Source organism: Archangium lansingense, from assembly GCF_026626635.1.
Lineage (GTDB): Bacteria > Myxococcota > Myxococcia > Myxococcales > Myxococcaceae > Archangium > Archangium lansingense.
Genome location: NZ_JAPNKA010000001.1, coordinates 2,825,109 through 2,838,898 on the forward strand (window position 1 = coordinate 2,825,109; position 13,790 = coordinate 2,838,898).

Annotated in this window: 15 protein-coding genes; 7 read left to right on the top strand and 8 right to left on the bottom strand. The window is 67.2% G+C overall.

Annotated elements, in window-relative coordinates; translation table 11 throughout:
- Nucleotides 1-43 precede the first annotated feature (43 nt).
- Nucleotides 44-442 (bottom strand): spore germination protein GerW family protein, encoded by a 399-nt coding sequence (locus OV287_RS11195; RefSeq protein ID WP_267534008.1) that lies wholly within the window; start codon nt 440-442, stop codon nt 44-46.
- Between the two features lie 283 nt (nt 443-725).
- Here OV287_RS11195 and OV287_RS11200 point away from each other — a divergent pair, with 283 nt between their 5' ends.
- From OV287_RS11200 to OV287_RS11210, 3 genes are all read left to right on the top strand, one after another.
- Nucleotides 726-1,274, top strand: a complete 549-nt coding sequence (locus OV287_RS11200) for a YceI family protein (RefSeq protein ID WP_267534009.1) — start codon at nt 726-728, stop codon at nt 1,272-1,274.
- 155 nt (nt 1,275-1,429) lie between these two features.
- Nucleotides 1,430-2,125 carry a pirin family protein gene (locus OV287_RS11205; RefSeq protein WP_267534010.1) on the top strand — a complete coding sequence of 232 codons (696 nt, stop codon included), beginning with the start codon at nt 1,430-1,432 and terminating at the stop codon, nt 2,123-2,125.
- 413 nt (nt 2,126-2,538) lie between these two features.
- Nucleotides 2,539-3,723, top strand: a complete 1,185-nt coding sequence (locus tag OV287_RS11210; protein ID WP_444546329.1) for a BPSS1187 family protein — start codon at nt 2,539-2,541, stop codon at nt 3,721-3,723.
- Nucleotides 3,724-4,245: 522 nt separating this feature from the next.
- Here the strand turns inward: OV287_RS11210 and OV287_RS11215 are convergent.
- From OV287_RS11215 to OV287_RS11225, 3 genes are all read right to left on the bottom strand, one after another.
- Complete coding sequence (locus OV287_RS11215) at nt 4,246-4,428, bottom strand: hypothetical protein (protein ID WP_267534012.1); 183 nt, start codon at nt 4,426-4,428, stop codon at nt 4,246-4,248.
- Between the two features lie 43 nt (nt 4,429-4,471).
- The gene (locus OV287_RS11220; RefSeq protein ID WP_267534013.1) at nt 4,472-4,669 is read right to left on the bottom strand and encodes a hypothetical protein; all 198 of its coding nucleotides are present in this window, start codon (nt 4,667-4,669) and stop codon (nt 4,472-4,474) included.
- Nucleotides 4,670-5,047: 378 nt separating this feature from the next.
- Nucleotides 5,048-5,887 carry a histone deacetylase family protein gene (locus OV287_RS11225; RefSeq protein WP_267534014.1) on the bottom strand — a complete coding sequence of 280 codons (840 nt, stop codon included), beginning with the start codon at nt 5,885-5,887 and terminating at the stop codon, nt 5,048-5,050.
- Between the two features lie 193 nt (nt 5,888-6,080).
- Between OV287_RS11225 and OV287_RS11230 the strand changes: the two genes are divergently transcribed.
- Complete coding sequence (locus tag OV287_RS11230) at nt 6,081-7,325, top strand: vWA domain-containing protein (RefSeq protein WP_267534015.1); 1,245 nt, start codon at nt 6,081-6,083, stop codon at nt 7,323-7,325.
- A gap of 154 nt (nt 7,326-7,479) precedes the next feature.
- On the top strand, nt 7,480-8,094 hold the full coding sequence (locus OV287_RS11235) for a glutathione S-transferase family protein (protein WP_267534016.1): 615 nt from the start codon (nt 7,480-7,482) through the stop codon (nt 8,092-8,094).
- Nucleotides 8,095-8,223: 129 nt separating this feature from the next.
- On the opposite strand, the gene OV287_RS11240 is transcribed toward OV287_RS11235, so the two are convergent.
- A complete protein-coding gene (locus tag OV287_RS11240) occupies nt 8,224-8,673 on the bottom strand; it encodes a nuclear transport factor 2 family protein (protein WP_267534017.1) in 450 nt (149 codons plus the stop codon).
- Nucleotides 8,674-8,845: 172 nt separating this feature from the next.
- Here OV287_RS11240 and OV287_RS11245 point away from each other — a divergent pair, with 172 nt between their 5' ends.
- Nucleotides 8,846-9,886: an AraC family transcriptional regulator gene (locus OV287_RS11245; protein ID WP_267534018.1), complete on the top strand. Its 1,041-nt coding sequence runs from the start codon at nt 8,846-8,848 to the stop codon at nt 9,884-9,886.
- Between the two features lie 97 nt (nt 9,887-9,983).
- On the opposite strand, the gene OV287_RS11250 is transcribed toward OV287_RS11245, so the two are convergent.
- Together OV287_RS11250 and OV287_RS11255 are read right to left on the bottom strand one after the other, a co-directional pair.
- Nucleotides 9,984-10,550, bottom strand: coding sequence for a hypothetical protein (locus tag OV287_RS11250; RefSeq protein WP_267534019.1), 567 nt, complete (start codon nt 10,548-10,550; stop codon nt 9,984-9,986).
- Between the two features lie 23 nt (nt 10,551-10,573).
- Nucleotides 10,574-11,359 (bottom strand): alpha/beta fold hydrolase, encoded by a 786-nt coding sequence (locus OV287_RS11255; RefSeq protein ID WP_267534020.1) that lies wholly within the window; start codon nt 11,357-11,359, stop codon nt 10,574-10,576.
- A gap of 149 nt (nt 11,360-11,508) precedes the next feature.
- Between OV287_RS11255 and OV287_RS11260 the strand changes: the two genes are divergently transcribed.
- On the top strand, nt 11,509-12,675 hold the full coding sequence (locus tag OV287_RS11260; RefSeq protein WP_267534021.1) for a hypothetical protein: 1,167 nt from the start codon (nt 11,509-11,511) through the stop codon (nt 12,673-12,675).
- Here the strand turns inward: OV287_RS11260 and OV287_RS11265 are convergent.
- Nucleotides 12,586-13,491, bottom strand: a complete 906-nt coding sequence (locus tag OV287_RS11265) for a DUF2381 family protein (RefSeq protein WP_267534022.1) — start codon at nt 13,489-13,491, stop codon at nt 12,586-12,588. The genes OV287_RS11260 and OV287_RS11265 overlap by 90 nt on opposite strands.
- Nucleotides 13,492-13,790 lie beyond the last annotated feature (299 nt).

The following is a 13,790-nucleotide window of genomic DNA, read 5'->3' on the forward strand; positions in this document are numbered from 1 at the left end:
CGCGGCCCACCCGAAGCAGGGGATGGGCCGCGCTCCCGTCTCCTCACCGCGCGAAGTGCTTGCGGCGCAGGGGCTTGTTCTCCAGGAACAGGTAGCGCGCGAGCCGCTGGCCGAACGTCAGCAGCACGATGCCCATCAGCACCTGGGCCCCGAGGATGATGCGGTTGACGTCCACCGCCGGCATCCAGCGCACCTTTCCATTGCGCAGGACGAAGGCCCCGGCGGGCCGTGCGTTCAGGCCGAAGCCACTGCCGTAGCCCTTGCCGGTGCTCTCGGCCTCCGCGCCCGCGGTGGCGGGGGCCTCGCCGCCGCCTCCTCCGCCGCCTCCGCTCACCCTGGCCGCGGGGACGAGCGTCACCTCGCCCTGCTGGATGGGATCTCCAAAGACACGCCGGACGCTGAAGGCGTCGCGAGCCCTGTCGATGACCTCGTTGACGTCCATGGTGCTACCCCCCGTGCTTGAGGACTTTCTCGGATGAGGTAGGCACCCACCGGGGTCCCAACACTGAGCGCTCGCCCGGAGGCACCGGAGGCCGCGGAGGGCCAGGCGGGCGGCTCCTGGATGGAGGGGGAGGCGCTCTCCACATGATAGGCATGTACTCTCATTTTGAGAGCATGAACCTGCTCCAGCGGGCTCGGCTTCTGTAATTCCAGGGGGTTGGGTGTTGGCAAGCGGGTTGCTCTAGGGAGAGGCCAGAGAAGCACTTCCACAGGAGCTGACTTCAATGTCCATCGAGACCTGGCAGCTTGATCCGACCCACTCTTCTATCGGCTTCATCGTGCGGCACATGGTGGTGGCGCGAGTGCACGGCCGCTTCACCCGCTACGAGGGGAGGCTGTTCACGAACGGCGACCTGGTGAAGGCGCAGGCGGAGGTGAAGATCGACGCGTCGAGCATCGACACCCAGGTGGAGGCCCGGGACAACCACCTGCGCTCGCAGGACTTCTTCGACGTGGCGGCCTTCCCGCGCGTCATCTTCCACAGCCGGCGGGTGCTCCCAGCGGGCGGGGACCACTACCGCGTGGTGGGGGACCTGACCATCAAGGACACCACGCGCGAGGTGGTGCTGGACGCCGAGTTCCTCGGCCGGGTGAAGGATCCATTCGGCACCGAGCGGCTGGCGTTCAGCGCGCGCACGAGCATCGAGCGCAAGGACTTCGGGCTGACGTGGAACAAGGCGCTGGAGACGGGCGGGGTGCTGGTGGGTGAGCGCATCGACATCGAGCTGGACGTGCAGGTGGTGAAGGCGGTGGCGGTGGAGAAGGTGGCGTGAAGCGGAGAGAGGCTGGCCGGAAGCTCAACCGGCGACAGTTTGCTGGCGGGCTGGTGGCCGGAGTAACGGGCTTGATGGGCGGGACGCTGCTCGCACGCGGCGAATCGCCACGGGCCCCTGATGCATCCAAGAGGACTGGAGAAAAGGAGTACCCCATGTTGAACGTTCGACCCGCTGAAGCGCGCGGCCATGCCAACCACGGCTGGCTGGACTCCCACCACACCTTCTCGTTCGCGGACTACTACGACCCGGAGCACATGGGTTTCCGTGCGCTGCGCGTCATCAACGAGGACCGGGTGGCGCCGCGCAGTGGCTTCGGCACGCACCCGCACCGGGACATGGAGATCATCACCTACGTGCTCTCGGGGCAGATCGAGCACCGCGACAGCATGGGCACGCTCGGGGTGTTGCGCGCGGGAGAGCTGCAGCGGATGACGGCGGGCACGGGTGTGCTGCACAGCGAGATGAACCGGAGCGGCGAGGAGCTGCACTTCCTGCAGATCTGGGTCATCCCCGAGAGCAAGGGCCTGACGCCGAGCTACGAGCAGAAGGCGTTCACGAAGGAGGAGCGCCAGGGTCGCTTCCGGCTGGTGGTGTCGCCGGAGGGGAAGGACGGAGCGCTGAAGGTGCACCAGGACCTGCGGCTGTACAGCACGTTGCTGGGCAAGGGCGAGAAGACCGGGTTCTCGCTGGCGCCGGGCCGGCACGTCTGGCTGCAGGTGGCGCGCGGCGCGGGCACGCTCAACGGCGTGGCGCTGAAGGCCGGGGACGGGGTGGCTGTGTCCGAGGAGTCGCAGTTGGTGTTGTCGGCAACGGAGCCGCTGGAGGCGCTGCTCTTCGACCTGGCGTGAGCCGGGAAGAGGCGTAGCCCCGGGTTGGGTGAGCGCGTGGCCTGGTCGCCACGCACTCACTCCCCCCGAAGGTAGAGAGCCGTGGCGGAGGTGACACCGCGCGCCCCTGAGTGTGTGGGCGTCAAGCGTTGGAATGAGTTTGGCTGGCATGCCAACCCTCGACCGACCATCCACCTGACTCAGAGTAGGGAGGTGTCCAAGGAGGAAGGCCAGACCCTAAGCATCTTTGGTTCACGGCTCGGCCCGCCCCGTTCTGTCCGGGGCCCCACGTGCCGGCGCGTCATCACATTCGCGCTACCGCCCTCTACCCATTTGATAGCCCGGTGATTTGGTGTGAATCGCCGCAGGTGGGAAGCGGCGCGCTCAGGTGACGTACCAATGGATGCTGCCCTTCGGGGCAGACGGAGAGAGTCATGAGCATACCCGGAACACGCCGATATGCTGCTTCCGCTGGCCTGTGCCTCACACTGGCCGCGTGCGGCGCTCTGGCTCGAGAGCCGGCACGGGAAACAGAGTCCACCACAAGAGTCGTGATTCCCGTGCAAAGCTGCCCATCGGCGAGCGCGTACACAGCTCAGCCACCCTCTCTCGTCGCTCGGATCGATCCCGTGGCCTTGCTGGCGGGAGCGCCTACCGCGTGCGTCGGCGGGTTCAATTCAAACGAGACTCCGTGCGCGAGGACCCACGTCTACAAGCCGAATGCCGCCGTGACGCCTCGTGCGCCCCTGGTCGTGTTCCTACCGGGTACACACATGGAGCCGGACAAGCACGATCTCGTGCTGGCTACCGCCGCCTACGCGGGATACCGCACGATCGGGCTCTCCTACGAGAATCGTGTCTCCGTGAAGGATGCGTGTTCCGGAGCCAATCCCTGCGGTAACGACTGCCAGGGGCTCGCGCGCATGGAGGCGGTCCTCGGCACCGACGTCTCCTCCGAGGCCAACATCGAGCGCGGCGACTCGGTGCTCGAGCGCCTCTACCGTGTGCTGGAGTACCTCGACGCCAACGACCCGGCGGGAGGCTGGTCCAGCTACTACGTGCCGACAGCAGGGAACATCACGTCCGCCAGCATCGTCTGGAGCCAGATCATCATCTCTGGCTTCTCCCAGGGGGCCGGACACGCCGCGCTGATCTCGCGCAAGATGCAGGTACATGGCCTGTTCATCATCGACGGCGGGAATGACACGTGCAATGGCGCCGCCGGCCCTTTGCCGGCCGAGTGGACCACCCTCCTGCCGGACGCCAGCAGTGGGCGTCGAAAGTACGGCGTCACGCACCGGCGAAACGAGCCAATGCCCTATGCCCCCTCGGCGACGTGGCAAGCGCTCGGGCTCGGCACGAGCGGAACGTCGCTCGACGGCACTGGGTGGGGCCGCAGTGTCATCGACACCATCCCGCCCATGCCGTTCTCGTATACGAACCAGAGCTTTGCGGAGCCTCCGGCGCAGTGCTCGGAGCACACCTCGATGGCGCGAGACGAGTGCATGCCGGCCAACCTCTCGGCGGCTGCGATTGCCGCCACCGCGCCTGGCAGCCGGCTCTTCGCGCCGTACCTGCGTCGCTTCTGTTACGCGTGCGATCCCGGCACCTGCCCCTGAGCCTCGCTCCCGCCAACGCCCAGGATGGATGGGCTCACTCGAGGAAGGCCATGGAGGGACGGGGCGGGCCCTGTCGCACCGCCGCTGGTAAATCCAGACGTGTCATAGGGCATGGCTGTCATGGGCCACGGGCCTCCGGGGGCTCACTCTCCGTGAAATCAAAGGCTTTCGCGTGGAACGGGGCTTGCTGTGGCGCCAGCACCCCTTTCCTGGAGGAAGACATGACGCGAAGGCTCCTCGCCGCGCTGGGTGCGGCGTTCACGCTGATGGGTTGTGGTGGTGCCATGAACAGTGGCGATTCAACCAGCTCGCCACGAGGCAGGTGGATCCCTCGCGCTCGCGCCGGCTCTTCCTCTTCACGGACGCGATGCCCAACGTGGGCGCCACGGGTGATGGCGAGTTCATGGAGCTGTTGAGCAGCCACGCACAGAAGGGCCGGGAGACAACGGTATTCGGGGTGAACATCGCGTTCGGGCAGGAGCTGGTCACGAAGATCTCCTCCGTGCGCGGGTCGAACTACTTCTACCTGAGCGATGCGGAGCGGACGCGGAAGGTGTTCGAGGAGGACTTCGACTTCCTGGTGACGCCGATTGCCGATGACCTGCGGATGGCGCTCGCGCCGGCCGAGGGCTTCCGGGTGGAGGCGGTATACGGGCTGCCGGGAGTGGAGCCGGGGGCGAGCGAGGCGGTGATGGACGTGGCCACGGTGTTTCTCTCGCGGCGTCGCGGGGCCGTGCTGGCGCGCCTGCTACCTGGCGGAGGTCACGGGCCAGGGAGCGGTCCACGTGCGGATGTGGAACAGGCCCTTCGAGTCGGGGAGGTGTGCGGCCACGAGGGCCACGTTGCCGTTCACCGCGGAGGAGAGCGAGGTGTCCATGTCGAATCCGTCACCCACGAGCCGGGTCTGCACGGGCGCTTCGGAGTAGGCCACCCAGGAGGCGAACATGAGCTGGTGGTCCTCGTTGACCCAGAAGACGGCGCGCTCGGAGCCACGCGCCAGGGGACCGCACGGTGGGCGGGACCTGGGATTTCCGAATGGACGTCTTCGCGGCCGAGGGCTTGCCATCGAGACCATACGGCTGGGAGTAGTAGCGGTCCTCGATGGACGAGCGGAACGCCACGACGAAGCCGCGGTCCGAGCGGGTGACGACCGGGTAGACGTCGCCGGGGGGCGTCTGGTGCGAGTGGGCGAGGGGGGCGGCCATCAAGGCAACGCCGAGAGCAATGCGTCCAATCATCCGAGCATTCACGCAGGGGCCTCCTGAATCAGCCATCTGGAAGTCTACGAGGAGTTCCCGTCGCCAGGGTGGCAGCTGTCACCCCGTTACCGGAAGACGGAGAGGGCCGTCTCGTAGGTGCCGACGTGGGCCTCCAGGGTCGCGGTGATGGGCTTCGCGTAGCCGCCCCCGAGGGTGAGCACGAGAGGCAGGCCGCGGTGCCATGCGGCCTCCAGCACCAGCCGGTCGCGCTCCCTCATTCCTGCGTGCGAGAGGGAGAGCCGGCCGAGGGAGTCCTCGGCGAGAGGATCCACCCCGGCCTGGTAGAAGAGGAGGTCGGCGCCAGCGGCCTCGAGCACCTCGGGCAGGTGCATGGCGAGCACGTCGAGGTAGGCGCGGTCGTCCACACCATCGGGCAGGCCCACGTCGCGGCTGGAGCGCTGCTTGCGGAAGGGGAAGTTGTGCTCGCCGTGGATGGAGAAGGTGAAGACGGAGTCATCGCCCTCGAAGACGGCGGCGGTGCCGTTGCCCTGGTGCACGTCCAGGTCCACGACCACGGCGCGCTGGATGCGCCGCTCGGCCTGGAGGACGCGGATGGCCACGGCGATGTCGTTGAAGACGCAGTAGCCCTCGCCATGGTCGGGGAAGGCATGGTGAGTGCCCCCGGCGAGGTTGCCGGAGAGGCCATCCTCGAGTGCGGCCCGGGCGGCGCCCACGGTGCCTCCCACGGAGGCGCGCGAGCGCAGGAGCAGGTCCTCGGACCAGGGGAAGCCCAGCCGGCGGACCTCGGCCTCGGAGAGGGTGCCCGTCCAGAGCGCGTCGAGATAGCGCGGGGTGTGGACGCGCTCCAGGTCCTCGCGAGAGATGGGCTCGGAGGCCCGGAGCCTGTCGGAGGACAGGACGCCGCGCTGCAGGAGCAGCTCGCGCAGCAGGCGGTACTTCTCCATGGGGAAGCGGTGCCCCGGGGGGAGCGGGACGACGTATTGGTCGCAGTGGAAGACGCGCACGGGTGGGAGCAGGCGTAGCGCCCCGCCGGAGCGGGTGCAACCGGGAGCGATAGACCCATCTGGCGGCTCGTCCGTTACACCAGCGAGCCCGCTGGAAATCCGACCCGGAATACCTCTCTCCCGGAGCCCTGCCATGAACCTGAAGTCCCTCACGCGCCCCGTGCTCGGGGCCGCGCTGGCCCTCTTTACGTCCGCTTCTTCCCTGGCCCTCGCCGGGGTCCCCCCGAAGCCCACTCCGCCGCAGGCCCCGGGAGCCCCGGTCCCGCAGCCGCAGCCGCAGCAGCCGCAGCCGCAGCCGTCCCAGCAGACGTCACAGCAGCAGGCGCGTCCGAGGATTGACGTGGTCTTCGTGCTGGACACGACGGGCTCGATGGCGGGGCTGATCGAGGGGGCGAAGCAGAAGATCTTCTCCATCGCGTCGCGGATTGCACAGGGCAAGCCCACGCCGCAGGTGCGGGTGGGGCTGGTGGCGTACCGGGACGTGGGGGACGCCTACGTGACGAAGCGGTACGAGCTCACGGAGGACCTGGATGGCCTCTTCACGCACCTGCGGGCGCTGCAGGCGGACGGAGGCGGTGACACGCCGGAGCACGTGGGGCGGGGGCTGGGCGAGGCGGTGTCGAAGCTGTCGTGGGACCAGAGTCGGGAGACGATGAAGCTCATCTTCCTGGTGGGGGACGCGCCGCCGGCACAGCGCAACGACGACTGGAACTTCAAGCACTGGGTGAAGCGGGCGGCGGAGAAGCACATCGTGGTGAACACGGTGCGTTGCGGAGGGGACGCGGAGACGGAGGTGCACTGGAAGCTGGCGGCGAAGACGACGGATGGGCGGTACGAGTCGCTGGAGCAGTCGGGCGGGATGGTGGCGGTGGCGACGCCGTATGACGCGGATCTGGCGAAGGTGAACGCGGAGCTGGCGAGCAAGACGATGTACGCGGGGAAGAAGGAGGCGCAGGTGGCGAACCGGGCGCGGGCGGAGCAGATGGCGGGGCTGGCCCCGGAGGCAGCGGCGGATCGCATCCAGTTCATGAAGACGACGCGTGGGGCGGGGAAGGGGTCGGGGGCGGCGGCCTCGGTGAGTAGCGCACCGGCGGCGGTGGGGGGCGCGGTGGACCTGGCGGCGCAGCCGGAGGCGCTGGCGAGCGTGAAGGAGGAGGAGCTGCCGCAGGAGCTGCAGGGGCTGGACGCGGCGGGGCGGGACGCGAAGGTGAAGCAGCTGGCGGGCGAGCGGAAGGCACTGGAGGAGAAGGCGGCGAAGCTGGCGGCGGAGCGGGATGCCTGGAGGATGAAGAACGTGGCGGACAAGGACGACTCCTTCGACGCCAACGTGATGAAGGGCGTGAAGGAGAAGGCTGCGAAGCACGGCATCACCTACTGAGCGCAGGGGACTGGGGAGCTCCAGATGCATGGGGGCTCCCCAGTGTGGCTGTCCTGATGCGCCAGAATGACTTGCAGGACGCGCCACGTCCGATCGAGCCAGCTCACATGAACGGCCTCGCGGCTCCATTGTTCTGGACCCGGAGTGCAGGCCAATGTTCTGCATACAGAACGAGACGGCCATCGGAGAACCGATGAAGCTCTACTTCAATCCCCACAGCCGTGCGGTGGTCAGCAAGTGGATGCTCGATGAGTGTGGAGCGGAGTACGAGCTCGTGCCCATCGACTTCTTGAAGCGCGAGCACAAGACGCCGGAGTTCCTGAAGATCAACCCCGCTGGCAAGCTGCCGGCGCTGGTGGATGGCGAGGCGAAGGTGTTCGAGGGCGCGGCCATCTGTTTGTACCTCGCCGACAAGTACCCCCAGGCCAGGCTCGCGCCGAAGAGCGGCTCACCGGAGCGGGGGCGCTATCTCTCCCTGATGGTGTATTCGACCTCGCAACTCGAACCCGCCATGGCCGACAGGATGCTGAAGGTGGAGACGTTGCCCCAGCGTGGCTGGACGGACTTCGACACCGCACTGAATGTGGTGGAAGAGGAGCTGGGCAAGGGCCCCTATCTGTTTGGTGACTGGTTCACCGCGGCCGATGTGATGATCGGCTCGATGTGCATCTGGATGCGGAGGTGGGCGGCGCCGACCGGCCGGCCCGCAATCGATGCCTATGTCGAGCGGCTGCTGGCCCGTCCCCATGTCATGAAGCCGGGCGGGTGATTTCGGCAGCGAGGTGGCGGATGGGAGCTCGCACGGGCACACGGACATGCCGGTGCGAGGAGCCCACCGCCAACCTCTTCACCTCGAAGCTCCAGTCCTTGGGCCTGGATGTGGACTCGAGGGAGTGGGTCAGTGCTCGCGATACGCCTCGGCGATACCGCACAGATTCTGGATCACCACCATCCTCGTGATGAGCCCCGCGTGGAAGTCCGTGACGAGCGCGTACTCGCTCCGGAAGGTCTCCCCCGTCTTCTTCACGAGGAAGGAATCCTCCCCGAGGATGATGACCTTGTCTCCGTGGGAGATGTACTCCTGGGGCCGCTCCTGATGGAACTCGGCGATTCCAGGCAGCGCGGCGAAGTACGCGGCCACCGCCTGCTTGCCGCGGAACTCTCCGCTGAGGGGCGTTCCGTCCGGAATCGTCACCATCCAGACCGCGTCCTCCGCCAGGTGATCGAGCAAGGGCTTCACATCCCCCACCCTCTCCATCTCCTCGAAAATCCACTTCAAGAGCTCCGCCTTGTCCTTCGGCCGATGCGCGCCCGTTCCCAGCCCCATTTCCGCGATCGTGCTCTCCATGACCGTTCCCTTTCTTCCAGGCCCGCTGGAGCCGCGCTCCAGATGGGCATCGTTCATCTGGGAAGATGCGGACCACGCTTGTGGTGAGCACCGCGGGGACTGACCCGACGCGCCAGAGTGACTTGCAGGACGCGCCACACCATCCCCAGGGTTCTCCTGGAGGCGCACGCGGATGACCCAACCGTCCATCCAGATCTCCGCTCGTCTGGCACTCCCCCAGCTGGTGCTTGCCCGGAGGCGTGGACTGGATGAGACCGCGCTGTGCCAGGAGGCGGGCCTGGACTGCTCCTTGCTGCGGGAGCCCGAGGCACGTATTCCCCTCTCCTCATTCGAGGCGCTGATGGAGGCGCTTGCTTCCCGGGTGAAGGAGCCCACGTTGGGGCTCGAGCTCGCGCGAGAGTTCACCCTGGAAGCCTATGGCGTCAGCGGGCTGGTGTTGATGGCCAGCCCCACGCTGCGAGAGGGCTTCGAACGGGCCTTCCGTTACCAACGGCTCTGGGAAGACTTCGAGCGCCTCACCCTGGAGCCCTGCGAGGGCGGCGGCAGCATCCGCTTCCTCTCTCATGAGCCGCGGCGGCCGATCCACCGGGTCCTCGCGGAGTGCATCCTGGCGGAGCTGCTGCTGACGACACGTGCGCTCACCACCATGCCCGTGAGGCCGCTCTGGGTTCACTTCGAGCACGAGCCTCCTCCCGACAGCTCCGCGCACGAGGACTTCTTCGGCATTCCGGTCTCCTTCGGGGCGTCGACCACGGAGATTGCCTTCTCCAACGCCACGCTGGACTTGCCGCTCACCCACGCCAACGCGCTCTTCCTCTCCTTCTTCGAGCAGCAGGCGAAGGCGAAGGTCGAGCAGTTGCCTTCCACGAGCCAGTTGAGCGAGCAGGTGCGGACGGTGCTGCGCGGGGCGCTGGGCGGAGGGGACTCCAGCCTGGTGGCGGTGGCGGCGAAGCTCCACATGAGTCCACGCTCCCTCCAGCGCCGGCTGAAGGAGGAGGGAACCCGTTACGAGGCGCTGCTCGATGGGCTGCGGCGAGAGCTGGCGAAGGTCTATCTCGACAAGCGGTTGAGCATCGCCGAGGTCTCCTACCTCCTGGGCTACGCCAATCCAACGGTCTTCCACCGGGCCTTCAAGCGTTGGACGGGCCAGAGCCCCGAGCACTACCGGGCACGCTCGGCCGGTGCGCGCCCATCACCCCAGCTCTCGGATTGAGAGCACCCCCGAGGTGCCTACCGGAGAGCAGGCGCCTCATTGCCCGGCCGCTCGCGCGCCCCACATCCCGACAGGGGGGCACATCATGCAACGTGCCTCAAGGCCAGCGCACGTTCCCCCCGACGGCCATGGCCGAGCCGACGAACGGAGTCACCGCCTTGAAACCCTGCGGCGGCGTGATCACGGTGGTGCTGGCCACGCCCATCTGGGTGATGCCGTGGGGCATGAGTCGCTCCAGATTCCAGTCCTTGCCCTGGAAGTGGAACGTCGAGCTGGAGATCAGCGCCGCCGAGAACAAGTTGGTGCCGATCGGTCCCACGGAGGTCCCCACCACGGCGGACAGTCGCTGGAAGGTGGCGATGGGCTCGCCGCGGGAGAAGGTCTCGGGGCGGGAGAAGTCTCCACAGGGCTCGCGGTTGAGGTACAGCGTGAAGCTCCCCGTGGCATCGAGCGACAGCGAGAGATCCCCATTGTGGAGCTTCCGGGCGGTGAAGGGCTCGGAGCGGAAGGTGAAGAAGGCGGAGGCTTCGCCGGGATGATGGCTGTTGAAGAGGGGCTGGATGCCGCCGAGGTGGGCGAAGTAGCCCAGGTCCTGGAGGGATCCATCCTGCGCCTCGTAGAAGCGCCCGACGGCGTACCAGATGACACCTGCGATGGGGTGCATGTCCATATACGGGGCTCCATCACTCACGCGTGGGCGCGCAGGAACTCCACGAGGGGCGGATTGACGGCCTCGGGGTGGGTGAAGTTGGCGGCGTGAGCGGCGCCTGGCACGAGGACGAGCCGCTTGCTGCCGGGGAGGGACTTGTGGAGGTACTCGCCCTCGGAGGGGGGAATGCCGGTGTCATCGGTGCCGTGGAAGACGATGGCCGGGCAGCGGATGTCGCCGAGCCGAGGCTGGATGTCGTCGCGGTCGATGAGGTTGTTCATGGCGGCGACGAAGTGGGCCTTGGGCGTCTGGCGCCAGCGATCGAGCCAGGGCGAGTGGAAGCGGGAGTCGCCGATGATGCCGCTGGCGAGATTCTGGACGATGTTCTCGGTGGCGCCCGGGGTGCCCCACAAGTCGCGGACCTGGCGGTAGCCGGCGCGGACCTCGGGCTCGTCGATGGTGCCGCGGGTGCTCATGAGGACGAGGGAGCGGACGCGCTCGGGGTAGCGGAGGGCGACGCGGAGGGCGCAGTAGCCGCCCTGGGACATGCCGCCGACGATGGCCTTCTGGATGCCGAGGTAGTCGAGCAGGGCGATGCAGTCCGAGGCGGAGTCGTAGAGATCGAAGGGCTTGCCGTCCCACTGGGTGCGGCCGAAGCCGCGGGCATCCCAGCGGATGACGCGGAACTCGGGGGCGAGCGCCTGGACCTGCGCGTCGAACATGCGGCCGTCCATGAGGAAGCCGTGACCGAGGATGAGGGCGGGACCGGAGCCGCCGGAGTCCTCGAAATAGATGCCTTGGTGGTTGAGCTCGGCGATGGGCATGGGGGGATTTCTAGCACGGAGGGGACGGGGCGAGCCCCAATGGCGGGGTGACTCCGAGAGTACGCCTCGACAAGAGACCGCCGAGGTGGGTTATGCTCCGCGAGGAAACCTCGGAGGGCGGATTGCCCCCCATGGGAGGTCTGCTCGCGATGGCTGCGCGGAATCGGATGGAGACGCTGTTGCTGGTGGGCGGGATGCTCGCGCTCGCGAGCGTGGGAGGTTGGAGGCTGTGGAAGTGGAGCCGCCTGGAACCCGGACCTCGCCCGGTGGAATTGCCGCGAGCGCAACCCGGAGAGGCCGGGGAAGGGGAGGTCGCCGCGGCGGAGGACCCAGGTGATCTGGGTTGGGACGAGGACCTTGGGAAGGAGGGCTATATCGTCTGGCGGCCGAGGCTGGGGCTCCAGGCACCGTGGACGGATAGCGTCCGGCCGCTCACGGGAGGAGTGAAGCTGCAGGAGGAGGAACTTCCCCACGGGCTCTGCCATCCGAGCATCGTGGAGCTCTACGTGGAGCTGTTCGTCGAGTCCCACATGGGGGAGGGAGTGATCCACGCCCTTGGAGACAACCCGAAGGTGCTCGAAGTCCTCCTTCCCATGTTCAAGAGCAGCTACTTCAAGATTCCGGAGATCGACCTCTACGGACCCCGAGACGAGAAGAAAGGAAGCAAACCCGTGTCGTCCAAGAGCAGCAAGTCGCCGGAGACGGTGGCGGTGAGCGTGAACATGAAGGTGCTGACGCTGTGCGTGGGCCTATCGGCGAGCGCATGCGCGGCGGTGCAGGTGCGTCAGGTGGACACCGAGTGGCTGGAGGACTGCCCGAAGGAGGCGCGGGTGGCCATCGAGGCACTGGGGCTGGGCACGGGCGAGCCGTACGACGTGGGGTTGGGGTCTGATTACCTTCGTCGACAGGAGACACCGCTCTTCATGAAGGAGGGCCCGCTGGTGGCGCGTTGGGAGGGCCTGCACCTGGGGCCGGACTTCCCGCGTTCGGAGCTGGGGCGGCGCATGAAGGGGGCGAAGCTCTATGGGCGGGCGAAGAGTTACGGCAACCGGATGTCCGTGCAGTTCAAGGAACTGGAGTTGGCGGATGGCCGCAAGCTTCCCATCTGCGCCATCGGGTATGACGTCTGGGGCAAGGAGCCCGGATTGGAGCGCTGGGGCCCCGGCTCCCACCCGGGCGTGAATGTCGGCAACGACGATCCAAAGATGCTGGCGGCGTTGAAGGAGCTACGGCCTGGGGAGTTCCCGGTTGTGAACACCACCATCTGGATCAGCTTCGGGATGCCCTTGCGTGCCCAGTGGTTGGCTCGGCGTTGAGTCTGCCATGGCCGGCCAGGGGATGACCTTGGCGATGAGCTTTCGAGGTCCGTTTCTTTCACTCACTTCGACCGAGTAGGGAATGCCGTCGGCCTCGTTTTCGGGGCGCTTGACCACGATGGAGATGTTCCCCTCGGCGTCCTGACGGGTGCCGAGCACCTGGATGCGTCCGGCGGGATTCTCGAAGCGAGCTTGATCGAAAGAGAAGGGCTCGCCGGTCGACTCGATGTGTAGGGCCACGAGCGCGAGCCGCGAAAGAGCAAAGGTGCCCCAGACCTGAAGCGTGGCTCCTCCAGTGCTCACCAGCTTGTTGTCCTGCCGGAACGAGAGCTGGCGGATGGTGCGCACGGGCTCGCGGAGCAACAGCTCCGCCGCCAGTGCGTCGAGGTCCTCGGGTTCCGAGGCGCGGCACTGTCCTCGCTGGATGTGTACCTGTACATCCATCTCGGTCTCGCCCATGACGAGCGTGAAGGCGTGTTTGACACCATCCTTCGCCACGACGGTGAGCGTGGGCTTGCGCCACTCGGGCAGGCTTCTCGAGGGGCGGAGAACGACAGCATCCTCGCCGAGCTGCTGGACGGTGACGTCTTCCGCACCGGGTCCGGAGAGGGTGGTGGCACGGATGGAGAGCTCGAACTGGAGCGTCGTCACCATGTGCTTGCGCAGGTAGATGGGGGGCGCTGGAGCATCGGCCTCCGGCGGAGCGGGGACGGTGAGTGTTCGCGTCAGCCCGGAGGCAGGAACCTGAGCGGTGGCGCTCCTGGCCAGCAAGGTGAGCGCGAGGGCGGCGGCCCGGACGGCGGTGGATGTTCGCATGACTCCTCCCGTAGGAACGGCCACCTTACGCCGGAAGTCATGCCAGCCTCAATCTTCGTCGTCGGTATTCATCGAGTCGGGGAGATAGTTGGTCGCCTCTGCTCAACACCCTCTCAGCGTCGCTTCGCTCCGATCACGATGACCGAGCCAGGTGATCACGAGCGGCCGATTTGGGTGAGCACGATGGCCGGAATACGCATGGAAAGAAAGTCTAGGCATTTCAGAACAGCGTCACGGAGCCCGGGCGCCGGATGGACATGGTTCCAACACGTAGGCCATGCTCCGGCCCGAGGTCTCGA